The organism is Chryseobacterium taklimakanense (assembly GCF_900187185.1).
GTDB classification, from domain to species: Bacteria; Bacteroidota; Bacteroidia; order Flavobacteriales; family Weeksellaceae; genus Planobacterium; species Planobacterium taklimakanense.
Genome location: NZ_LT906465.1, coordinates 923170 through 945490, shown reverse-complemented (window position 1 = coordinate 945490; position 22321 = coordinate 923170). Strand labels below are relative to the sequence as shown.

The window sequence follows — 22321 nt, the reverse complement described above, 5'->3', positions numbered from 1 at the left end:
TCACGCTTTTAAAAAGGCAACAATTTTATAAGCATAGATCCACACACCATTAATGACGTTTAAAGCGCCATTTTTGCTAAATTTGCAGTTCAACAACAGATATTCATGGACGAAGAAAAAAAATCACTCAATTTCATTGAGCAAATAATAGAAGAAGACTTATCTAATGGACTGAAACCGGATCAACTGCGTTTCAGATTTCCACCAGAACCAAACGGTTACCTGCATATCGGCCACACCAAAGCAATCTGCATCAATTTCGGTCTTGGTGAGAAGTATAATGCACCTGTAAATCTGCGTTTTGATGATACCAATCCGGAGAAGGAAGAGCAGGAATTTGTAGATTCCATAAAAGAAGATGTGGCGTGGTTGGGTTTCAAATGGGATAAGGAAGTTTATGCTTCTGATTATTTCGACCAGCTGTATGACTGGGCCGTGCAAATGATAAAAGACGGGAAAGCCTACGTAGACGAGCAACCGTCGGAAGTGATTACCGAGCAAAGAAAAAATCCAACGGAAGACGGTATTGAAAGCCCATACAGAAACAGACCTGTTGAAGAATCTTTGGATTTGTTTGAAAGGATGAAAAACGGTGAATTCGATGAAGGTTCGATGTCATTGAGGGCTAAAATCGATATGACTTCGCCGAATATGAATATGCGCGACCCGGTGATGTACAGAATCCTGAAACGCCCGCACCACCGCACCGGCGATAAATGGAAAATCTATCCGATGTACGACTGGGCACACGGCGAAAGTGATTATATCGAACAGATTTCACACTCCTTGTGTTCCCTGGAATTTGAAAATCACCGTCCGCTGTACGACTGGTATCTGGACCAGGTTTATGATGGCCAAAAACTGAGAAACAAGCAGCGCGAGTTCGCAAGAATGAATGTTTCTTACATGATCACATCAAAAAGGAAACTTCAAAGGCTTGTGGCAGAAGGTTTCGTAACCGGTTGGGACGATCCCCGAATGCCGACGGTATCCGGTTTGAGGCGCAAAGGCTACACACCGGCATCCATCCGAAATTTCATTGAAAGAGTAGGCGTAGCAAAACGGGAAAACCTTATTGATATACAGCTTTTGGAATTTTTTGTCCGCGAGGATTTGAATAAAATTGCCAAACGCGTTATGGCAGTTATTAATCCGGTAAAGCTCGTAATTGAAAATTATCCGGAAGACCAGGAAGAGTGGCTGGAAACCGAAAATAATCCTGAAGATGAAAATGCCGGCACAAGACAGATACCTTTCAGCAGGGAACTTTATATCGAAAGGGAAGACTTTATGGAGGAGGCTCCGAAAAAATTCTTCCGCCTTTCATTAGGAAACGAGGTTCGCCTGAAGTCCGCGTACATCATTAAAGCAAACCGCGTAGAAAAGGATGAAAACGGTGAAATCACCACCATCTATGCATCTTACGACGAGAAATCCAGATCCGGTTCGGGTACTGAGGAAAGCTTAAGAAAAGTAAAAGGTACGCTGCATTGGGTTTCTGCAAAACATGCCGTTCCTGTTGAAGTAAGAATTTATGAAAGGCTGTTCACTGTAGAGCAGCCGGATGCAGAGAAGGAGGCCGATTTCACGGAATTTATTAATCCGGACTCTTTGAAAATTGTGCAGGGGTTTTCGGAACCTGCGCTGAAAGATGCAGGGATCGGCGAACCGTTGCAGTTCCAGAGGATTGGATATTTTACCAAAGATAAAGACTCCACCGACGAGAAAATGGTATTCAACCGCACGGTTACACTTAAAGACGGCTACAAACCGCAATAGAAATAAAATGTGCCAAACCAAAAGATGTAGGTTGCGAATCGTCAAAACGAAAACCGCTATCAGTCGGGAGTTCGGTAAAAAACGCAAAAGAGCCGTTTGCACCAGTTGTGTGGCGGCTTCTTTTTTTTAATGAAGCCTTCACATCTAATTATCAATTCTTGTCCAGATATTTTCTCACTATATCTTCAAATGTGCTGATATCAAACGGTTTTTCGAGGTAATCGTCGGCTCCGGCTTCGGCACTGAGCATTTGGATATTGCTGTTTGCCGTGAAGTAGATTACCGGAATGTGTGCAATATCTTTATTGGCTTTAATCAGTTTTGTAGCTTCAATACCGCTGATGTCGGGTAACCAGTTATCCATAAAAATAAGATCCGGCATATATTCAGTCACTTGGTTTTCAATATGATTTGTGGTAGGAGAGGTTTTTACTTCACAACCCAAATCTTCCAGAATATCGGAGCAGAGTTCCAGGATATCCCTGTTATCATCGAAGATAAATACTTTTTTATTCATAATCATCAGCTGTTAATCGGTTTATGTAATCAGCCATTTCATCTATTTTTAAAACTTTGTCTGCCACAACGTGGTCCATCGCATTTTGAGGCATGTAACTTACGACAGCCGTTGAAGGATCCTGTATCAGGACGGTTCCGCCATTTTTCTTCACCTTTATCAATCCGTCGGTACCGTCACTGTTGGCGCCAGATAATAACAAACACACAAGATTGCTTTTGAAAACTTCTGCGGCGCTTTGGAAAGTGACATCAATTGCAGGTCTCGAAAAATTCACCTTCTCAGAAGCGTCCAGTGAGAACGTACGGTCTTCTTCAATCAACAAATGATAGTTGGGCGGTGCGATATAAAGATGTGAGGGTTTTATCTTTTCTTTTTCATCAATTTCCTTTACTGCCATCTCAGTTTTTGAGGCTAAAAGTTCACTGAGAAGGTCTTTTCCCGCCTTCCGGTGAAGCACAAGAATAATTGCAAAGCTAAGCACAGATTTTATCGACGGCAAAATACTGATAATGACGTTGAGGCTTCCGGCTGAACCACCGATGATCAAGGCTTCACAATGTTTCATATCAGTTTATTTTGCGCCATATTTTATCATGTCCTACACGTTCATAATTTTTGGAAATCGATGAAAAGTCTAGTGTTTCCTTGGTCCCCAATGCCAGATATCCGAATTTTTCGAGGCTTCCGTCAAACAGGTTAAATACGCCGTTTTGCAGTTCGCGGTCAAAATAGATAATCACGTTCCGGCAGAGTATCAGTTGAAATTCATTGAAGGAATGATCTGTCACCAAGTTATGCGTGGAAAAAATAATTTTTGATTTTAGATATCCGGAGAGCTTTCCCAATGAATAATTGGCAGTGTAATAATCAGAAAACTGCTCTGTTCCACCCGCTGCGATATAGTTTTCTGTGTAAGTTTTTATTTTGTTTAAAGGAATAATGGCCTGCGCAGCTTTTTCCAGTACCGCGCTGTTGATGTCAGTGGCATAAATCAGGGATTTTTTCAGAAGGTTCAGCTCCTTCAAGAAAATTGCTACGGAAAACGCTTCTTCACCGGTGCTGCAGCCTGCCACCCAAATTCTTATAAAAGGGTAGGTGCCCAGCTTTGGAAGAATTTCTTTCCTTAAACTCACATAAAATTCAGGGTCCCTGAACATTTCTGTCACGTTTACCGTTATCTGCTCCAGGAATCTTTTGAAATAAGGCGCTTCCTCACGAATCCGGTACCTGAACTCTGCAAAACTTACAAACTTGTCCAGCTCGTAAAGCCTTCTGATCCTACGTTTCAGAGATGCCCGCGAATATCCTGTGAAATCATAGCCATACACTTCCAGGATGTCTGAAAGTAAGGTTTCGATATTTTCGTCCAGTTGATTTTCGTTCGTCACAGTTTCTTAAATAAACAGGTCCAAAAGTTTTACCAGTTCGCTGATGTCCACAGGTTTTGATACATAGCCGTCAGCGCCGGCTTCCAGACATTTTTCGCGGTCGCCGGTCATGGCCTGTGCGGTAATTGCGATAACCGGTATTTCCTTCAGTGCTTCATCGTTTTTCATTGCTCTGATGGCTTCGTAACCGTCCATTTCCGGCATCATCATATCCATCAGCACAATCGCTATATTTTTGTTTTGCTTAAGCATCTCCAATCCCAGTGCTGCGCTGTTTGCGGAGACACAATCGTATTTTCTGGCTTTCAGAACTGCATTTAAAGCGAAAATGTTTTTGCTGTCATCATCGATGATGAGAATGGTTTTATCATTTTTCATAACTCTAAATTTTTAGATGGTATCATAAAGCCAAACACGCAAAAGTGAAATTAGCTGATCAATATCCACAGGTTTGGAAATATAGTCTGATGCGCCTACAGCAATACATTTTTCGCGGTCGCCCATCATGGCTTTCGCAGTAACAGCGAGCACCGGCAGCTGTTTAAATTTCGGATTGCTGCGTATTTCGCGGATGGTTTCATATCCGTCCATCTCCGGCATCATCATATCCATCAGTACAATATCGATATTTGGATCGGTTTTCAGGACGTTTAACGCTTCTTTTCCATCCATGGCCGGAACAACCTTCATTCCCTGAACTTCCAAAGCCTTGGTAAGTGAGAAAATGTTCCTTACATCATCATCCGCTACAAGAACCGTTTTATCTTTCAGGATATTTCTAAGTTCTCCATCCTGTCCATTTGATGCCTGATCTTTTTTCTTTTTATTTTTCTCTTCAACAAGATGCAGGAAAAGCCCGGCTTCATCCAGAATTCTCTGGTATGAATGTGCAGTTTTCACCACGATAGAATCTGCATATTTCTTAATCCTGGTTTCTTCGCCTTTAGAAAGATTTTTACCGGTGAAAACGATAATCGGCAGTTTTTCCAGGCCTTTGTTCTGTTTTATGGTTTCCAGGGTTTCGTAGGCGTTTTTGTCCGGGACACCCATGTCCAGAATTACGCAGTCAACCTCTTGGTTTTTTAGCGAGTCGATACTTTGGTTTACGTTGGTCGCGATATTGTTGCTGATATTGTTCGAACTCAGAAAATAGCTCAAAGCTTTCGCGTGCTGCTCGTTTTCTTCAACAATCAGTACCTTTTTCGGAGAGCGGTTCATGGCTTCTTCCAGCGTATTGAAAACTTCCTGCATCTGCTCCAAGGCAAAAGGTTTATTAATGAAATCAACTGCTCCTTTCAATAAACTTTCATGCTTAAATTTCATGGAAGACATGATATGAACAGGGATCGGTTTGGTTTCCGGATCGGATTTCAAGGCTTCCATCACCTGCCAGCCATCCATAACCGGGAGTTGAATATCAAGAAGGATAGCCAGAGGTTTTAGCTCCTTTGCAAGTTCGATTCCGGTATCGCCACGTACTGAAACGACGGCTTTGTAATTTTTGGTGCGGGCATAATTGAGAAGAATTTTGGCAAATGAAGTGTCATCTTCAATGATTAAAATAACCTTGTCGCCCGGCTGGATATTGTCGCGGTCATCCTCCACGGGTTCAGGGATATGGCTCGAAACAAACCGTTGCGGCTGAGGTTCTGTTTCGGTAATTTTTGGAAGTTCGGGTTCGGCTATTGGCTGTTCCGGCCGCGTTTCCGCATTTTCGCTAAACTTTACCGGAATAGTGAGACTGAATTCACTGCCTTTTCCTTCAGTACTTTTCAGTGCGATTTTACCGCCGAGAAGTTTTGCCAGCTCCCGGCTGATCGATAATCCCAGTCCGGTACCGCCGAATTTCCTTTGGGTAGAACCGTCTGCCTGCTGAAATGCCTCAAAAACCATCTTTATCTTATCCGCAGGAATTCCGATTCCCGTGTCTGTTACTTTAAAAGTGATGAGTTCCTCACCGATATTTTTGGAAATGTTCAGAGTTACGCTTCCCTGCGAAGTGAATTTTATGGCATTGGAAAGGAGGTTTCTCAAAATCTGTTCAAGTCTTAATTTATCGGTGTAAAGAATTTTGTCGGTTCCCGGTTCAGTTTCAATTTTAAACTCAAGATTTTTCTCTTTAGCCACCGGCGCAAAAAGCATCCGCATATCGGTAATCACTTCATCCAAAGAAAGATCATTAAGTTCCAAAGTCATCTTGCCGGCTTCGATTTTTGAAAGGTCAAGAATCTCATCTATCAGAGTAAGAAGGCCCTGCCCGGAATTCTGTATCACTTCAGAATACTCAATATACTGCTCGTCCAAGTCTTCACTTTCACTCATCAGTTTTGAAAGGAGAAGTATGGAATTGAGAGGCGTACGAAGTTCGTGGGACATATTGGCCAAAAACTCGGATTTGTATTTATTGCTTTGTTCCAGTTCCAGGGATTTCTGCTGAATATCAATGTTGCGCTGTTCAATCAGTGCATTTTTTTCTTCCAGCAGTGAGGTCCGCTCTTCCAGTTCCTGATTGCTTTGCAGAAGCTCTTCCTGCTGTACGCGCAGTTCTTCTTCTGAAGCCAGGAGTTTTTGCGACTGCGCTTCCAGTTCGGAGTTGATGTTTTCCAGTTCGCTTTGCTGAATCATCAGTTCTTCTGACTGTGCCTGAGTCTCTTCCAATAATTCCTGCAGCCTTAACCTGTTTTGTGTACTGAAGAGTGCCAAGCCCACATTCCCTGCAACGGATTTCAGGAATTCGATTTGCTTCGGAGTATACTGGTGTGTAGTGCCCAGTTCCAGAACGCCCAGCGGAATATTGTACCGGCTGATTGGCAGCGCGATGAGGTTTCTGGGCTTTGTGTAGCCAGTCGCAAAACTTACCGTGGTATCATCATCCGGAATTTCATCTACCACGATGGGTTTTCTGGATTCAAAGGCCTGGCCTGCGATTCCTTCACCGCTTACGATGATATCCTTTGCTTGCCCTCTCGCAAGGGCATAACTGCCTGTAAGATGCAGGTACCCATCAGAATTCTGAAGATAAATGGCGCCAACCTGACTGTTGGTTGTTGCCGTTAGATAATCCAGGATATCGCCGGAAAGTTTCTGCAAACTTTTCTCGCCTATCATCAGATCATTCAGTTCTGAAGATGAGGTGCTGAGCCATTCTTTTTCTTCTAGCAAACTGAAAGACTTTTCTAGAGAAGCGGCCATGTTGTTTAACGGTTCTGCAACCGAGCCTAAAGTTTTTTCGGTATTTTGATCCCAAAGTATATTGTAATCTCCGGAAGAAATCTGACCTGCAACTTTCTCGATCGCCTCAAGTCTGTTTTGTGTTTCCTCGTTCTTTTCTTCAAGCTTTTGCGTGAGTTCTGATTTTTGATTGAAATCCTGAAGGACTTTTCGGAAGAAGATCAATGTGATCGCGATCGCTAATAGTGCTGAGATAATAATAAGCCAAGGGGTGAAGCCGGCAAATTTCTTCATCGTATCAGTCCTCGATTTCAGTATGATTTCCTCCCTTTTTTGCATCAGAGATACAATACGCCTGATTTCGCCCATGTACTGCTTTCCTGCATGGAGTTTTTCGGTACTTACAATGCCGGTCTGTAATTTTAAATTCAAATTTTTTTCGAGGATCTGAATTCGGGTCTGAATCTGGGCCTTTAAATCTGAAAGATCTTTTTGCTGAGACGGAGAGTCCATGAAACTGGCATCAAGTTCCTCAAGCTGGGTATTAATTTTTCTTTTGGAATCGGAATACGGATCCAAAAATCTGGAATCGCCGGTGAGCAGATAGCCGCGCTGTCCCGTCTCAGCATCTTTCACTACTGACAAAGTTTCGCTAAGTGTGAGAATACGGTTGTTGCTTGCACGCAGCAGCTGTTCGTTTTCTATAAGATTCTTAATGCTGATATAAGATGCCAGTGAACTGATGAAGAGCAGGACCAATGAAAGCCCAAGGCCAAATATTAAATTAGATTTAAAGTTCATAGAAATTTATATGTTTTCGTCCTGTTCGGTGTTTAAAGGTAGTGTGAAGTAAAATTCCGAGCCTTCTCCGGGCTGTGAATTTACGCCGATTTCACCCTGATGCAGCTCGATAATCTCTTTACAGATGTACAAACCTATCCCGAGTCCCTGAAATCTCTCTGAAGTTTCCTCGATGCGGTAGAATTTGTTGAAGACTTTGTCTTTATTTTCCTCGGCCATACCGATTCCGAAATCCTTTACAGAGAAATAAGCGTGGTCGCCCTCTCTTCTCGAATTGATATGGATTTCATTGCTGTCCGGCGCATATTTCAGGGCATTAGTCATAAAATTGAGAATCACCTGTTCAATCCGGATATCGTCGCCGTAAATTTTACCTTCAAAGCTGCCTTTCTTTATGAATGTCACGTCAGGATGTGATTGCTGAAGAATTTCTAAAACATCTTCAACAAGGGCATCGAACTGAAAATGTTTTTTGTTGAGTTTTAATTTTCCGCTTTCAATTTTAGAAATATCCAGTAAATCAGCGATTAAATTATTAAGCTTCTCAATCTGGTTCTGAACTTTGCTCAGCCGGGCTTTCGTAGTCTCAATATCATTTTTCTCGATGCTGCGTTCCAGTAACTGTATATAACCCTTCACGCTGGTCATCGGTGTTTTCAGCTCGTGGCTGGCAATACTGATGAATTCATCCTTTTTACGTTCTGCTTCTTTTCTGTATTCAATTTCCTCACGAAGGGTTTCCTGCATTTTGTTCAAAGCTCTGCTCTGCTCGTAGATTCTGTAAAATGTCTTCACCTTAAGCAACAGCACGTTCATATCTACCGGTTTGGAAATATAATCGAGCCCGCCGGAGGAGTAACCCCGCGTAATCAGGTTCACATTGGCGCTGGCTGCGGAAAGGAAGATTATGGCAGTTTCTTTTGCCTTGCTGAATCCGGAAATGGTTTCAGCTACCTCGAAACCGTCCATTCCCGGCATCTGAACGTCGAGAATGATAAGGACATAGGATCTGTTAAGAATTTTTTTTAAGGCCTCTTCTCCCGATGATGCGGTGTCAACTTCAAAACCGTTTTTTTCCAGTACTTTTTTTAAAGAAATAATGTTTTCGGGAGTGTCGTCAACGATTAATATCATTTATCAATTAATTTCAATTGCTGCAAGAAATCAAAGATAAATGTTTTATCCATTTTAAACTATTATTTGATGCTTTATATCATTCATTTTTCATGATTGCATAATCTATTTTTGCCGATTGCAGTTATATAATTCCCATCTGATCATTCATTTTTTTACGATTGAGTACAAGAATATTCGTCAATCGGAAATATTTACATTTTATACGTTTCATTATATTTGCAGACAATTTTTACACAAAATGAAAATTAATACGGCTCTCCTCTTTCTTCTGGTTTCGGCGTTCGTCTTTGCCCAGGAAACCATAAGTTTCGAAAAAGCAACTTTCAACCATATACTTTCCAAAGCTAAAAAAGAAAATAAAATAATCTTCCTTGATGCTTATGCAGAGTGGTGCGGCCCCTGTAAACTGATGGAAAAAAACATATTTCCAAAGGATGAAGTGAAACAATTCTACAATGCCAATTTCATCAATGCCAGAATAGATATGGAAAAAGGCGAGGGCAGGGATATTCAGAAGAAATATGGGGTGTATTCGTACCCAACTTATCTTTTTTTAAATGGCGATGGGGAAGTGGTTTACAAAGGAATGGGTTATCTGGAAGCTCCCGATTTTCTGCAGCTCGGAAGCCAGGCCAAGATGATTGGCGAAGGGGGCGGTGGAAAAGAGCGTTTTGAAAAAGGTGAAACCGACCCGGAATTTCTCCTGAATACGGCAAAACTTAACGCCAATATCGATCCGGAATTTGCCAAAAAGGTTTCTGAAAGATATTTCCAGGTGAGGAAAAAGAAGGCGTTTACGCAGGACGAGCTGGCGATGCTTTTTTATTTTCTGCGTTCTGAAAATGACCCCAACTACAAGGTTTTTGTGAATGAAAAACCTGAAATCCTCAACCTTCTGCCGGAAAGTTCCTACAACCAGTTCCACACTCAGATCAAACTGAATACCATCGCAGAAAATGCGGTAGATAAGAGTAAAAAGACCATCAATGAGGCTAAGTTTCTTGATGATGCTTCTAAACTGATGAGCGTGGAAGATGCTGAAAATTACCTCAAGATTTTAAAGTTAAATGCCTACCGTTCTCTTGAAAACTGGTCCGGTTACGAAAAAGCTGCACTCGAAAACTATAAGAACGGCGACGGCTTCGATGCCAAAGAGCTGATGACTGCCGCATTTGTATTTGCTGAAAAAATTTCAAACCCCACATCGCTGAAGCAGGCGGTCATTTGGACGGAAAAGGCTCTTCAGCAGGGAGAAACACCTGATGGGAATTATATTCTTGCCAGGCTTCATCTGAAATCCGGAAATAAAGAGGCTGCAAAAAAATATGCGACACAGGCTGTAAAGTTGGCAAAGGAAAAAGGTATGGATGCTTCAGTACCTGAAAAACTTCTTCTAGAAATAAAGTAAAATGATTAAAAATCTGTTGTTTGCAGCACTGCTTTTATCTGCTGTGAGATTTTCAGCTCAGGAGAATGAACATGCGCTGTACATCAAGGGAAACGCCTTACTTCTTCCGGTTTTAATAACAAATATTGGTTTAGAATATCAGTTAAGCCCGAAGTATACATTACAGGCAGACGGACTTATTTCTCCCTGGAAATCTTTCAGCGGAAATCATGCACAGGTTTATATGGGGCATTTGGAAGGACGTTATTATTTCAAAGAAGCCTTTAACAAGTGGTATGTAGGTGCTAATGCCGGATTTGGAGTTTTTGATCTCACAAAATGGAATTATGCTGATACCAACAAGTTTCAGCGGGGCTTTACATTTATGTTTGGCGCAACGGTAGGATACCAGTTCCAGTGGAAAGAAAATTGGAATATTGACTTGTTTTTGGGCGGTGGAAGCGTGCAGTCGCAATATCACGGATATGAGGATGTGCCGCCAAACTGGATCCGCTATGACGGTGCTGCCGGCTGGAACAAGAGCGGGGAATTTCTCCCGTACCGTGGCGGAATTATGATTGCTTATAAAATTAAATAAAAATGAAACTTTTTGGTAAAACCCATATCATCCTGTCAATCATCACTTTTGCGGTTATATTCCTGATGAATTATCTGGGAAATGATGCGGCGGACAAACTGTCAAGGGCGCTCCTCAATGCATTTGCTGGCGTGGTTGGGCTTTCAATCGGTATGTTTATCCTTTACAAAAACAAAGGCGGGAATTTTCCCGATAAGTTTGATTAATTTTCGTACATCACGTATTTAGCGCGAATTTTCTCGAATTCTGCCAAATCTTTTTGCCAGGAGCGCCTTATTTCCTCTTCAGTTTTCCCAGCCATGATTTGTTTCCGCAGATCATCGCTTCCTGCCAGTTTATCAAAGAAAAGATTGGTTAAAAAGAAATTCTGCTGCGGATTTTTATAATCTTTGTATGCCTTCAACAGCCAGCTTAGATTCAGCCTTCTTAAATCCTCAGGGAAATTTGAAAGGTTTTCACCGTAACAAAGTTTACCGTTCAGGAAAGGATCCTTTGCCCCGTAATTTGGTTTTGGAGTAAATGTATAGCTAAAAGATTTTGTCCACGGGCTGCCGTAAACCTGAAAAGGCAAAGCTGTCCCGCGCCCGACTGAAACCTGCGTTCCTTCAAAAAAGCAAAGTGAAGGATAGAGATTAATCGATTTCTCATTTGGCAAATTGGGCGACGGCCGCTCAGAAATTCCATACCGCTGAAGTTTGTGATAGCCAAGCATTGGGACAACCGTGTATTTTGCAGTTACGCCATTTTTCAGCCACTTTTCACCATTGACCATTTTTCCGTATTCGCCGATAGTGAGGCCATAAACAACCGGAACTTTGTGCATACCTACAAAACTTTTCCACTGTTCCTTCAAAACCGGGCCGTCAATATAGCCGCCGTGCGGATTTGGGCGGTCCAGCACTATAACTTCTATATTGTTTTCCGCAGCGGCCTCCATGACGTAAGTTAAAGTTGAAATATAGGTGTAAAATCTAACGCCAACATCCTGAATATCAAAAAGGATGACGTCCGTTCCCTTCAGCTGCCCTGCAGTTGGTTTTTTGTTGTTGCCGTACAGAGAGACGATGGGTAAACCGGTTTTCACATCAATGCCGCTTTTCACGTGTTCGCCCGCGTCTGCATCACCACGGAATCCGTGTTCCGGTGCGAAAATGCTTTTAATTTTAATATTATTTTTAACTAAAAAATCTACAAGATGTGTTTTGTCCTTCAGCAATCCCGTTTGATTGGTGACTACGGTTACAGTTTTGTCTTTCAGCAGCGGAAGGTATAATTCTGTCCGGTCGGCAGCGGTTTTAAAGCAGTCTTTCTCTGCCGTTTCAGTATTGTTTTGTGCCTTGCAGCTTATCATTGCTCCCAAAAAAATTAGGCAAATCAGAACTAAATTTTTATTTTTGAACCTTAAATGCATCGGTATTGAACTTTCCTTTATATTTCTCTAAAAAGATTGCTTTTTCCAAAGATAACAAAAATAATCTCTCACGCATTATTATCTTTATTGGTCGGCTTTCTGTAGCGTTGGGCATCATCGTTTCGCTCATTACGGTAGCCACGGGAATCGGCTCAAAAAATGCAATCAAAAACCGGATGGCAGACTTTGGCGGAGCTATTCAAATCAAATCTCAGAAATCCAATTCATCCTACAACTCATCGGTTCTCAGCACAGAAAATTTTCAGTTTAAAAAAATTCAGGAACTTCCGGACGTTGCCGCCACGCAAAAGTTTGTAACCGTCAGCGGCATTATGCGTACCGAAGATAATTTTGCCGGAATCATTTTCAAGGGCATCAGCTCCGATTTTGACCACAAGCGTTTTGAGAAATTTTTGGTGGAAGGCGAAACACCCAGGGTGAAGGAAGGCGTTTACAATGGGAATGTGGTTCTTTCCCAGAAAATAGCCAATGATCTGCATAAAAAAGTGGGCGACAGCATCGTGACCATTTTTTCAAAGGAAGACCAGAAACCACTTTACAGAAAATTCAGAATCAGCGGGATTTATAAGACCGACATCAAGATGATCGACGATTTGTTCGTAATCGGCGGCATAAACCACGCCAGGAAAATCCAGAATTTTGAAAAAGACCAGAACGGCGGCTACGAAATTTTCCTTAAGGATAATGACAGGATTGATTCGGTTTTTCCGGTCATTGAGAAGCTTTCCGGCTATAAAAACTACGCAGAAAAAGTCACCGACAAATACCCGCAAATTGTGGACTGGATCAACATTTTTGATACCAATATCGCACTGATTATCACCATTATGCTCGTGGTGGTCGTGATCAATATTATCATGGTACTGTTGATCCTGATCATCGAGCGAACCAATTCGATCGGAATGCTGAAAACCCTTGGTGCAAATAACCGACAGATCCGTGCGATTTTCATCAACTATACCTTACTGATCATGATTCCCGGGTTGGTTATCGGCAATGTGATCGGGCTGGGTTTTCTTTTAATTCAAAAAATATTCGGAATCATTAAACTTAATCCCGAAAATTACTACGTAAGTGTGGTACCGGTTGATCTGAACCCGCTTTATATCCTTTCAATTTCATTGGGAATTTTAATTATTTCTGCAATAGCCCTGGTACTGCCAAGTTATCTGATCAGTAAAATTTCTCCTGTGAAAGCCATTAAATACAACTAAACGGAAAAGTTTATCTTTGCCGCGATCTAATTTTTTTAGTTATAAAATTTTATGAAATATGCTGAAAATATTCTCGAAACCATCGGGAATACGCCACTTATAAAGCTTAATAGAGTTTTGGGAGAAGATTTCCCGGCTATGGTTCTGGCAAAAGTAGAAACTTTCAATCCCGGAAATTCCGTAAAGGACAGGATGGCGCTGAAAATGATTGAAGACGCGGAAAAAAACGGCAGTCTGAAGCCTGGGGGAACCATCGTGGAAGGAACTTCCGGGAATACGGGAATGGGGCTTGCGCTCGCCGCAATCGTGAAAGGTTACAAATGTATTTTCGTGACCAGCGATAAGCAGTCCAAAGAAAAAGCCGATGTGCTGAAAGCTATGGGCGCTGAGGTTATCATTTGCCCAAGTGATGTTGCTCCCGACGATGAAAGGTCGTACTATTCCGTTTCAAAAAGATTGGCAAGAGAAACCCCAAACGGGTGGTATGTGAACCAATATGACAATCTTTCGAACAGACAGGCACACTACGAATCTACGGCTCCTGAAATTTGGGAACAGACTGAAGGCCGGTTGACGCATTTTGTGGTTGGTGCCGGAACCGGCGGGACGATTACCGGTTGCGGAAAATTCTTCAAGGAAAAAAATCCGGACATTAAAATCATCGGTGTGGATACTTACGGTTCAATCCTCAAACACAGGCTTGATACGGGTGAAACCGATCTGTCGCTGGCGCATTCTTACATCACCGAAGGCATTGGCGAAGATATCATTCCTGAAAATTATGATTTTTCCGTTATCGATCATTTTGAAAAAGTAACCGATAAAGACGGGGCTATTTATGCAAGAAAATTGGCTAAGGAAGAAGGGATATTCTGCGGATATTCTGCGGGCAGCGCGATTGCTTCCTTAGTGCAGATGAAGGATCAGTTTACCAAGGACGATATTGTCGTAGTGCTTCTGCACGACCATGGTTCACGTTATGTAGCTAAAATCTACAATGATGACTGGATGAAGGAAATGGGCTGGTTGTAAAAAATCAGAAATTTATAAAATACGTTTTCAGGAAAGTGGAAACGTATTTTATTGTAAAACCTGAGATAATGTTTTTGTTAGATTTTTTCTTGAATATTGCTCAATACTCGATGGGTTGTCACTGGTTTTTCCTGATTTCCAGTTAAGATACTGATTGACAATAAAGTCTTTCACCTTTTCTTTTTCAGAATAATCGAAATGCTTTCCCGCATGGGTCTCTGTCAGGATTTTTGCGACGTCGGCATCTTTTGGTCCAAACGACAAAATCTGTTTTCCGGTAGCCAAATATTCGAAAATTTTCCCCGGAATAATCCCTTTTGAACTTTCCTGCGGGAAATTGGTAATCAGTAATAGATCCGAATTCGCCATTTCCTGCAACGCTTTGTCGTGAGATAGGTAGCCTAAGTTATTAATAGAGGTTTTCAGTTTCAAGCTATTTAAATAATGCAGGATTCTGTCATCGATCCGTCCTGCAAATTTCAATTCAAAATCATTTGCAAAACCGTCCTTTTCTGTAATTATTTCATCCAAAACCTTCCAAAGGATTTCCGGATTCCGGAGCTGCTCCAGGACGCCGACGTAACTTAATGTAAATTTTTCCGTTCCATATTCGCCGGGTATGTTGAAAGTCGTCGAAGCATCACTGTCAAATCCATTGGTGATGCAGATCGCATTTGCACCATTTTTTCTGAAATTTTCAGCATCGGTGAAACTTGTGGCTAAAGTGATATCCGCAGTTTTAAAAACTTTCTGTTCAAGATCGCGGTGCTTTTTATCGGAGGATTTTGTGAGCTTAAGATGTTTTTGGTACGAAATTTCAGTCCACGGATCCCGAAAATCTGCAATCCATTTCAATCCAGGAAATTCTTTCTTCAGGCCAAGCCCGATCAAATGCAGGGAATGTGGCGGGCCGGTGGTTACCAACGCATCAAAATGGTTTTCCGAAAGGTATTTTTTTAAATATTTAGTGGAAGGTTTTACCCAAAATACTCTGGCATCGGGAATGAAAAAATTGCCGCGTACCCAAATCGAAAGCTTTGACTTCCAGCTCTGGTTTTGCCCTACGTCGAACTGTCCGGCTTTGAATTTTTTATTGCTTTTATTGAGTTTTTCAGCGAGTTGATAAGGTTCCCAGATCTTGTTTTTTATAATTTCCAGATCTTTTGGAACGTCTTTTTCCAAACTTTCATCCAGCAACGGATAACTTGGGTTTTCAGGTATGAAAACAGTCGGTTTCCACCCGAATTCCGGCAGATATTTGGCAAACTTCAACCACCGCTGCACACCCGGGCCGCCCGCCGGCGGCCAGTAATAGGTGATGATGAGTATTTTTTTAATCGCTGATTCCAACTTTTACACTCTGTTCACAATGACACATTTCCACTTATTAATTCGTGACCTCTGGTAAATCTGTGCGTTCTCTGTTTTTAACCAAAAACCAAATTCCAAGAGCGGCTAAAAGCAGGAACAACCCAAATACCGCCATCGAAATCATTTTCCCGGTTTTGATCACTTCGGGTTCAAAAACCATTTTCAAGGTGTGGTTTCCGGCAGGCACGTGAACAGCCCTCAATAAATAGTCGGCCTTGATGTACGGAACTTCTTTCCCGTCGATAAACATTTTCCAGCCTTTCGGGTAATAAATTTCAGAGAAAACAGCCAGCTGAGGCGTTTTTGAAACCGAAGAATATTCCAGTTCGTTGGGCTGATATTTTTTCAGGTCGATATGTGCGGTGCTGTCGGGCACAATTTGTTTTCCGCTGAAATAGTTTTTGTCGGAATTTGCGACCACCGCTGTTTTTTTGCTGTCGATTACGCCGATGGCATCAATTTCTTCATTCGGAGTACTCACAAATTTCACATCGGAAACAAACCAGGCATTCCCATTGGCATTGGCATTGGCAACCGCCTGAGGTTGTTCAGCATTCCCGAAAATCATATATTTCGCGTTGAGGAGATTGAGGATGCGTGGCACTTTCACTGTATCCATTTCCATAAAATAATGGTTGATCACATCATCGTACCTTCTCAGTTTGGCAGCAGAGTATCCCCCAACTGACGATTTGAAATAGGAGGTATTCGTTTCATTAAACGGACCCAAAGTCTGGTTATAAATCCGGTAGTGGGTTTGGTCTTTTGTAGAAATTTCCTCCAGTGTTTTATTGACATTGACCTGCGAGAGTAAACCTTGGATATACGGGTTTTCGGCAGCTTTTCCGGTTAAAAAATCTGAGTTTTCTGTGATGAAAGGATTTTCTGCAAAAGCTTTATCCGCAAAATTACCTTCGTTAAGATATCTCTTGTTGACCGACCATAAGTCGAATAAACTCACCAGTCCTATGACAATAAGCGCAACGTTTTGTGAAATTTTCTGTTTTATGCTGAACCAAAGGATTGCAGCTGTAATCAAAACGAAAATAAAAGCTTTTATAGCATCAACTCTGAACATTGAGAATCTTTCTCCAATAAGATAATCAAGTAAATAAGGTGGAAGGTATTGTTTTTCATTATCGGTATGAAAGCCCAAAAGTCCTTTACCAAAAATGATTAAAATTAAAAGCAGTCCTAAAACCGAAGCGGAGACATAGGTGAGGATTTTCTTTTTATAGTCTGCCGTAAGTTTTTCATCATTATAAAACCGGTATAAACCAAGAATTGCTATGAATGGGAACAACAGCTCTACCACAACCAAGATAGAAGACGGCGCCCTGAATTTGTTGTAAAGCGGTACCACATCGATAAAGAAATTGGTAAGCGGCGCAAAATTATGCCCCCAAGCCAATAAAATGGTGAGAACCGATGCGCCCAAAATCCAGTATCTGTACTTTTTCCAGGCAAAGAAAAATCCTAATATTGCCAGAAAAATTACGACCGCACCCTGATAAGCCGGCCCCGAAGTTCCCGGCTGGTCGCCCCAATAGGTCAGCGAACCGAACCCTTTGGAAATCATATCCATTTCCTGCTGGGATTTCACATTGTCCTGTACCAGCTGCTGCACTTCGGCCATCATTTTATATGAGCCTTCTTCCTGGCTTCCGCCACCCATCAGTCTTGGGATAAACAGGTTTAAGGTCTCAAGTTTTCCGTAGCTCCACATGGTAATGCTCTCTTTATCAAGTCCGGAGCTTTCCGGGGAATGGCGGTCATTATTCAAAATCTGTTTTCCTCTCGTGGTTTCTTTTACATATTCTGCATTGGCGAGAAGCCTCTGGGCGTTCATTCCAACACCGATGGCAAAAGCCAGTGCTAAAACACCTGACGAAATGAGGAAATGCTTCATCGGCGTCTTTTTCCGTACCGCACGGATCAATTCAGAAATAAATAAAAATGCTAATGCAATGAACAGATAATAAGTCATTTGCGGGTGGTTCGCGGAAATCTGCAATCCCATAAACAGTGCCGTGACAATGAATCCGAGAATATATTTTTTACGGATATAAACCAGCAGAATTCCGGCCAAAAGCGGAGCAAAATAGGCGATCGTATGGAGCTTCGCGTTGTGGCCAGCCGCAACGATAATGTAAAAATAAGTTGATAAACCAAAAAATGTTGCTCCAAGCAAAGCGTATTTCCAGTTGCGGGTTGCTACGATGCCCAACAGGAAAAATCCCGCAAAAAGCAGAAATAAATAATTGGCGGGTTTTGGGAGGAACATCAGGACGTCATCAATTTTCTTGATCACATCGCCACGGAACTGTGCCCCCGTATGGTAGGTCGGCATTCCTCCAAACATAGAATCACTCCAGTACGTTTCATTTTCGTTGTTGGCGCGGTAATCTAACAGTTCTTTGGCCCCACCTTTATAATGAACGATATCGGGCTGTATGAGAGATTTCCCGGAAATTACAGGATTTGCATATGCTAATGCCAGAACGATGAATACAATCAAACAGACTGCAGTATAAATCAGGTTCTTATTTTTCACCATTTTTCGGTTCTTTTATTTCTTCGTATTCCACGGTTTCTGCGTCCCAGTTTACTTTCTGGCTGATGTTTTTATTTTCTTTCTTTCTGGTTTCGTTTGGCTTTGGAAACTGATAAAATGAAGTGAAAAACATCTTTTTCAGGATATTCCACACAAAAAAAATAATGATGGTAGACAGTATGGTGAGCAGTATGAATTTCATTTTTTTTTATTTGTTTTGCGGGTTCACGATCACGGTAGAGGTGGTAGAACTTTTCATCGTCTGGGTTTGTTTCCCGTCTGATAAACTCTCGGTCTGAGTGGTTTTTACAGAAACATTCTGGTTTTTGATCCAGCCGGTATTCTGGTCCACGAGTACGGTTCCGTTTTGTGAAAGTTCAGAACTGATGCTGTGTGTCATTCCCTGCTGGGATTTTTTATCAGATTTTTTCGGTATGCCGCCGGATACGGTTACGGTCATTAGTCCGTTGTCGACACTTTTAAGGGTGTAAGTAGTCGTCAGCTTTACACTTCCGTCCGGTGTTGCGTTTTCAGTTTCTGTCCAGCTCTGGCCGATCTTTGCGCCTGTTTTTGGTAAAATCATCAGATTTTTAGTAAACTGTTCCTTGATTGAGTTTTGGTTGAAACTTTGCTTAAAGCTGTTTACAAAAGCGCTTTTTTGCTTTGCATCCTTGATCTGTCCGGACGCTGCAGTGCCAATTTTTGCATAAACCGGCTCAAAACCGCTGATAGAAACCACTTCGCCGTTTTCCTTCATTTTCATCTGAAGTTTATTGCCCACCAGCGCTTTGTTCATAGTCCACATCATTTTCAGGTTGGCGTCAGCTGGCGCTGCAGATTTTGTATCGACAGAAACCGTTTTTCCGTTAGCCGTCTGCGAATTGCTTTTACCCAAAAGATTTATGCTGATATCGTAAACGCCGTCTTTGAAATCATTAACAGTGAAAGACATTTCATCAGTGGAATTTGACGTTCCCGAAACTGATTTTCCGTCCGGGCCGGTCATGGTCTGCACGTTTCTTTGGTAAGTGGTCAAAGGATAAGTTGCACCTTTTTCGAGTTTGAAAGTTTGTGTATAAACCCCGTTGACCTCCTTTATCGCGGGATTTGCCGCCACAACTGCAGTTGGTGTATTTGCAGAATCACTTACAGGAACTTCAACAGTCACTTTTTCTCCGGTTTTAGGGTCGGTTTTAGTGATGGTCTTTGTATCTTTTTTGCAGGCAACCACAGCTAATGAAAGGATTGCTAATGCTGCTAATTTTTTCATTTATTTAAATTTAAATTTTACGCTTTTTTGATTTTTGAATTCTGAACTTAAGCTTTCAAGTTCTTCTGTCTTACCGCTTCGTACAGTATCGCGCCGCAGGCTACAGAAACGTTCAGCGACTGCGTTTTTCCCTCAATCGGGAGTTTTATTTTTTCATCTGCATGGTGCAAGACTTCTTTTGAAATTCCGGTTTCTTCGTTGCCCATCACCAAAGCGCATGGCTCAGTGAAATCGACATCATAAATTAATTTTTGAGCCTTTTCGCTCGCAGCAAAAACCTGAACGCCGCTTTGCTGCAGGAAATCCACCGTATGAGCCAAATTATTTTGCTTACAGATTTTGATGTTGTAAATCGCGCCCGCTGAAGTTTTTATCGCATCAGAATTGATCGGTGCTGCGCCTTTTTCGGGGATGATTACGGCATCGATGCCCACGCATTCTGCAGTTCTGCAGATGGCTCCAAAATTCCTTACGTCTGTTAGACGGTCGAGAATCAGAAGAAACGGCGTTCTGCCTTCCTCGAAAATTTGGGGTAAAAGATCCTCGATTTTATGAAACGGAACATCCGAAATAAAAGCAACAACGCCCTGATGGTTTTTCCGGGTAAAACGGTTGAGTTTCTCTACAGGAACGTAATTCGGGCGGATTTTATGTTTTGAAAGAATGGTTTTCAGTTCTGCATAAATCGGTCCCTGAAGCGTATTCTGCACAAAAATTTTATCGATGGTTTTGCCGGCTTCTATCGCCTCGATCACCGGGCGTAAACCGAATATGAAATCGTCTTTCATTGATTTTTTAGTCTAAAATTCAAAATTTAGAGTTTGAAGTTTCAGCATGAAACCTATAACTTTAAACCTGAACAAAATTTTAATATTTTTCTCCTATTAGAGCTCTCTTCTGGGCTAAAACATAGCCGTAATGCAGGCTTTCGTGCATATTGTTGAAAATGATGGCATCCTGAATGCTCTTCAGATCCATACCAAAACTGGTGGTGTACGGTGTGTAATCCGAAAAGAAATCGGCATCGTAATCCTTCATCAGAATTTTTGAAGTCTCGGTGAGCAAAAATGCCAGGTCTTCCACTTCAGACGGCTGCACACTAAGGTTTGGCAGCGTTCCTTTTTTATAAGTTTCAATCCAGTATTTATCAATTCTGAAGGGGTTACCGCTCAGATAGTAGCACAGCAGTTGCTGTGTGGCCACCACGTGTGCAATATTCCAGTAAATATTATTGTTGAAACCGTCAGGAACCGTCATCATATCTTCCAGAGAAGTGTTCTGCAAGATATCAAGAAGATTTTTCCTGACCTGCCTGTGCGCCTGAAAATGATAGTTCATTTTAGTGTTTTTTAAAGTTCAAAAATAGGGTAATTAATTGAGTGTGACAAGAATCGGTGACATTCAGCCACTTACACATAAACTTAAAATTTTAAACGCGGCTTTAAAAAATATAATTTTCTGAAAAACAGATTATTTCCCCTGGAGGAATTAAAAGAAAATTCTATAAGGGCTTCAACTTGTACTGTTTATGTGTATTTCTTTTTAACAAACTTTAACTCAATACTGGCATATATTATGTTGATTGGTGCGTGTATTTATCGCAATTTTACGAATTATTTAAAATCACGCTTATGTCAGAATTAAATCAGGCGGAAGATATTAAACAACTAACCGAAAAAGTAAGGGAACAAAACTATTATTTTACATTACTGAAAGAAGAGATCAATAAAGCGATTGTAGGTCAGGAGTATATGATCGACAGGCTTTTGATAGGGCTTTTGGGTAATGGCCATGTTCTTCTTGAAGGTGTTCCGGGACTTGCTAAAACCTTAGCCATAAAATCTTTGGCAGAAGCTGTCCACGGGGATTTTTCCAGAATTCAGTTTACACCCGACCTCTTGCCGGCTGATGTGGTTGGCACGCAGATTTACAATATTAAAGAAAACGACTTCTCTATAAAACGCGGTCCTATTTTTGCGAATTTCGTTTTGGCAGATGAGATCAACCGTGCGCCTTCCAAGGTGCAGTCTGCGCTTTTGGAAGCCATGCAGGAAAAGCAGGTAACCATCGGAGATGAAACCATGCCTTTGCCTAAACCTTTCCTTGTTTTAGCGACACAAAATCCGATCGATCAGGAAGGAACTTACCTTTTGCCGGAAGCGCAAAGCGACCGTTTTATGCTGAAATGTAAAATTGATTATCCTGAATTTGAAGATGAAAGAAAAGTGATGCGGATGGTTTCCACTTCGCACCAACCGCAGATTAAACCGGTAATTTCCCTTCAGAATGTTGTTGAAGCCAAAAATTTAATCAACCAGATTTATCTCGACGAGAAAATTGAAAAATACATCCTTGATATGGTTTTTGCAACCAGATTTCCGGAAAAATACGGACTTTCTGACCTGAAAAATTATATCAGTTTCGGGGCATCACCAAGAGCATCCATCAACCTTGCAATCGCTTCCAGAGCTTATGCCTTCCTCAAAAACAGGGCATTTGTAATTCCTGAAGATGTAAAAGCGGTGGCAAAAGACGTCCTGCGCCACAGAGTCGGGCTGAGTTTTGAAGCAGAAGCAGAAGAAATCGATGCAGAAGAGATTATCAGCAGAATTTTAGCTAAAATTCAGGCGCCATAAGCAATATACCATTGTGTGAATGTAGCAATGT

General features: G+C 41.6%; 20 protein-coding genes. 7 read left to right on the top strand and 13 right to left on the bottom strand.

Features of this window, described 5'->3' with window-relative positions; genetic code table 11:
• The first annotated feature begins 105 nt into the window (after positions 1-105).
• On the top strand, positions 106-1779 hold the full coding sequence (locus CKV81_RS04475) for a glutamine--tRNA ligase/YqeY domain fusion protein (RefSeq protein WP_095070817.1): 1674 nt from the start codon (positions 106-108) through the stop codon (positions 1777-1779).
• Between the two features lie 151 nt (positions 1780-1930).
• On the opposite strand, the gene CKV81_RS04470 is transcribed toward CKV81_RS04475, so the two are convergent.
• The 6 genes from CKV81_RS04470 to CKV81_RS04445 are packed head-to-tail and all read right to left on the bottom strand — an operon-like array spanning position 1931 to position 8793.
• The gene (locus tag CKV81_RS04470; protein ID WP_228411039.1) at positions 1931-2296 is read right to left on the bottom strand and encodes a response regulator; all 366 of its coding nucleotides are present in this window, start codon (positions 2294-2296) and stop codon (positions 1931-1933) included.
• On the bottom strand, positions 2289-2864 hold the full coding sequence (locus CKV81_RS04465; RefSeq protein WP_095070815.1) for a chemotaxis protein CheB: 576 nt from the start codon (positions 2862-2864) through the stop codon (positions 2289-2291). Before CKV81_RS04465 ends, CKV81_RS04470 begins: the two co-directional genes overlap by 8 nt.
• Before the next feature lies 1 nt (position 2865).
• Entirely contained in the window at positions 2866-3687 is an 822-nt protein-coding gene (locus CKV81_RS04460) for a CheR family methyltransferase (protein ID WP_095070813.1), read from the bottom strand.
• A gap of 6 nt (positions 3688-3693) precedes the next feature.
• Positions 3694-4065 (bottom strand): response regulator, encoded by a 372-nt coding sequence (locus CKV81_RS04455; RefSeq protein WP_095070811.1) that lies wholly within the window; start codon positions 4063-4065, stop codon positions 3694-3696.
• Positions 4066-4077: 12 nt separating this feature from the next.
• Positions 4078-7659 carry a response regulator gene (locus tag CKV81_RS04450; RefSeq protein WP_095070808.1) on the bottom strand — a complete coding sequence of 1194 codons (3582 nt, stop codon included), beginning with the start codon at positions 7657-7659 and terminating at the stop codon, positions 4078-4080.
• Positions 7660-7665: 6 nt separating this feature from the next.
• Positions 7666-8793 (bottom strand): hybrid sensor histidine kinase/response regulator, encoded by a 1128-nt coding sequence (locus CKV81_RS04445; protein WP_095070805.1) that lies wholly within the window; start codon positions 8791-8793, stop codon positions 7666-7668.
• A 241-nt stretch (positions 8794-9034) separates the two neighbouring features.
• On the opposite strand from CKV81_RS04445, the gene CKV81_RS04440 reads away from it, so the two are divergent.
• The 3 genes from CKV81_RS04440 to CKV81_RS04430 are packed head-to-tail and all read left to right on the top strand — an operon-like array spanning position 9035 to position 10987.
• Entirely contained in the window at positions 9035-10204 is a 1170-nt protein-coding gene (locus CKV81_RS04440; RefSeq protein ID WP_095070802.1) for a thioredoxin family protein, read from the top strand.
• 1 nt (position 10205) lies between these two features.
• Complete coding sequence (locus CKV81_RS04435; protein WP_095070800.1) at positions 10206-10781, top strand: DUF3575 domain-containing protein; 576 nt, start codon at positions 10206-10208, stop codon at positions 10779-10781.
• Between the two features lie 2 nt (positions 10782-10783).
• Positions 10784-10987: a hypothetical protein gene (locus CKV81_RS04430; RefSeq protein WP_095070798.1), complete on the top strand. Its 204-nt coding sequence runs from the start codon at positions 10784-10786 to the stop codon at positions 10985-10987.
• On the opposite strand, the gene CKV81_RS04425 is transcribed toward CKV81_RS04430, so the two are convergent.
• Positions 10984-12192 carry an exo-beta-N-acetylmuramidase NamZ family protein gene (locus tag CKV81_RS04425; protein WP_095070796.1) on the bottom strand — a complete coding sequence of 403 codons (1209 nt, stop codon included), beginning with the start codon at positions 12190-12192 and terminating at the stop codon, positions 10984-10986. The two genes, CKV81_RS04430 and CKV81_RS04425, sit on opposite strands and share 4 nt — an antisense overlap.
• Before the next feature lie 5 nt (positions 12193-12197).
• Between CKV81_RS04425 and CKV81_RS04420 the strand changes: the two genes are divergently transcribed.
• Positions 12198-13427, top strand: coding sequence for an ABC transporter permease (locus CKV81_RS04420; protein ID WP_095070794.1), 1230 nt, complete (start codon positions 12198-12200; stop codon positions 13425-13427).
• 51 nt (positions 13428-13478) lie between these two features.
• Positions 13479-14459 carry a PLP-dependent cysteine synthase family protein gene (locus tag CKV81_RS04415; protein ID WP_095070793.1) on the top strand — a complete coding sequence of 327 codons (981 nt, stop codon included), beginning with the start codon at positions 13479-13481 and terminating at the stop codon, positions 14457-14459.
• A 48-nt stretch (positions 14460-14507) separates the two neighbouring features.
• On the opposite strand, the gene CKV81_RS04410 is transcribed toward CKV81_RS04415, so the two are convergent.
• The 6 genes from CKV81_RS04410 to CKV81_RS04385 form a co-directional block, all read right to left on the bottom strand.
• Positions 14508-15809, bottom strand: a complete 1302-nt coding sequence (locus tag CKV81_RS04410) for a glycosyltransferase family protein (RefSeq protein ID WP_095070791.1) — start codon at positions 15807-15809, stop codon at positions 14508-14510.
• 37 nt (positions 15810-15846) lie between these two features.
• The gene (locus CKV81_RS04405) at positions 15847-18387 is read right to left on the bottom strand and encodes a YfhO family protein (protein WP_095070790.1); all 2541 of its coding nucleotides are present in this window, start codon (positions 18385-18387) and stop codon (positions 15847-15849) included.
• On the bottom strand, positions 18374-18586 hold the full coding sequence (locus CKV81_RS04400) for a hypothetical protein (RefSeq protein WP_095070788.1): 213 nt from the start codon (positions 18584-18586) through the stop codon (positions 18374-18376). The genes CKV81_RS04405 and CKV81_RS04400 overlap by 14 nt, the downstream gene beginning before the upstream one ends.
• A 6-nt stretch (positions 18587-18592) precedes the next feature.
• A complete protein-coding gene (locus CKV81_RS04395; protein ID WP_095070786.1) occupies positions 18593-19654 on the bottom strand; it encodes a DUF6263 family protein in 1062 nt (353 codons plus the stop codon).
• 47 nt (positions 19655-19701) lie between these two features.
• Complete coding sequence (gene rlmB, locus CKV81_RS04390) at positions 19702-20442, bottom strand: 23S rRNA (guanosine(2251)-2'-O)-methyltransferase RlmB (RefSeq protein WP_095070784.1); 741 nt, start codon at positions 20440-20442, stop codon at positions 19702-19704.
• Positions 20443-20521: 79 nt separating this feature from the next.
• The gene (locus CKV81_RS04385; protein ID WP_095070781.1) at positions 20522-20992 is read right to left on the bottom strand and encodes a DinB family protein; all 471 of its coding nucleotides are present in this window, start codon (positions 20990-20992) and stop codon (positions 20522-20524) included.
• Positions 20993-21285: 293 nt separating this feature from the next.
• On the opposite strand from CKV81_RS04385, the gene CKV81_RS04380 reads away from it, so the two are divergent.
• Positions 21286-22290 carry an AAA family ATPase gene (locus CKV81_RS04380; RefSeq protein WP_095070778.1) on the top strand — a complete coding sequence of 335 codons (1005 nt, stop codon included), beginning with the start codon at positions 21286-21288 and terminating at the stop codon, positions 22288-22290.
• The last annotated feature ends 31 nt before the right edge of the window (positions 22291-22321 follow it).

Excerpts from the sequence above, each read along its gene's own strand:
- CKV81_RS04450 (WP_095070808.1), bottom strand. The coding sequence starts at position 7,659 with ATGAACTTTAAATCTAATTTAATATTTGGCCTTGGGCTTTCATTGGTC.
- CKV81_RS04445 (WP_095070805.1), bottom strand. The coding sequence starts at position 8,793 with ATGATATTAATCGTTGACGACACTCCCGAAAACATTATTTCTTTAAAA.
- CKV81_RS04435 (WP_095070800.1), top strand. The coding sequence starts at position 10,206 with ATGATTAAAAATCTGTTGTTTGCAGCACTGCTTTTATCTGCTGTGAGA.
- CKV81_RS04475 (WP_095070817.1), top strand. The coding sequence starts at position 106 with ATGGACGAAGAAAAAAAATCACTCAATTTCATTGAGCAAATAATAGAA.
- CKV81_RS04440 (WP_095070802.1), top strand. The coding sequence starts at position 9,035 with ATGAAAATTAATACGGCTCTCCTCTTTCTTCTGGTTTCGGCGTTCGTC.
- CKV81_RS04415 (WP_095070793.1), top strand. The coding sequence starts at position 13,479 with ATGAAATATGCTGAAAATATTCTCGAAACCATCGGGAATACGCCACTT.
- CKV81_RS04455 (WP_095070811.1), bottom strand. The coding sequence starts at position 4,065 with ATGAAAAATGATAAAACCATTCTCATCATCGATGATGACAGCAAAAAC.
- rlmB (WP_095070784.1), bottom strand. The coding sequence starts at position 20,442 with ATGAAAGACGATTTCATATTCGGTTTACGCCCGGTGATCGAGGCGATA.
- CKV81_RS04425 (WP_095070796.1), bottom strand. The coding sequence starts at position 12,192 with ATGCATTTAAGGTTCAAAAATAAAAATTTAGTTCTGATTTGCCTAATT.
- CKV81_RS04430 (WP_095070798.1), top strand. The coding sequence starts at position 10,784 with ATGAAACTTTTTGGTAAAACCCATATCATCCTGTCAATCATCACTTTT.
- CKV81_RS04380 (WP_095070778.1), top strand. The coding sequence starts at position 21,286 with ATGTCAGAATTAAATCAGGCGGAAGATATTAAACAACTAACCGAAAAA.
- CKV81_RS04405 (WP_095070790.1), bottom strand. The coding sequence starts at position 18,387 with ATGGTGAAAAATAAGAACCTGATTTATACTGCAGTCTGTTTGATTGTA.
- CKV81_RS04385 (WP_095070781.1), bottom strand. The coding sequence starts at position 20,992 with ATGAACTATCATTTTCAGGCGCACAGGCAGGTCAGGAAAAATCTTCTT.
- CKV81_RS04395 (WP_095070786.1), bottom strand. The coding sequence starts at position 19,654 with ATGAAAAAATTAGCAGCATTAGCAATCCTTTCATTAGCTGTGGTTGCC.
- CKV81_RS04470 (WP_228411039.1), bottom strand. The coding sequence starts at position 2,296 with ATGAATAAAAAAGTATTTATCTTCGATGATAACAGGGATATCCTGGAA.
- CKV81_RS04465 (WP_095070815.1), bottom strand. The coding sequence starts at position 2,864 with ATGAAACATTGTGAAGCCTTGATCATCGGTGGTTCAGCCGGAAGCCTC.
- CKV81_RS04400 (WP_095070788.1), bottom strand. The coding sequence starts at position 18,586 with ATGAAATTCATACTGCTCACCATACTGTCTACCATCATTATTTTTTTT.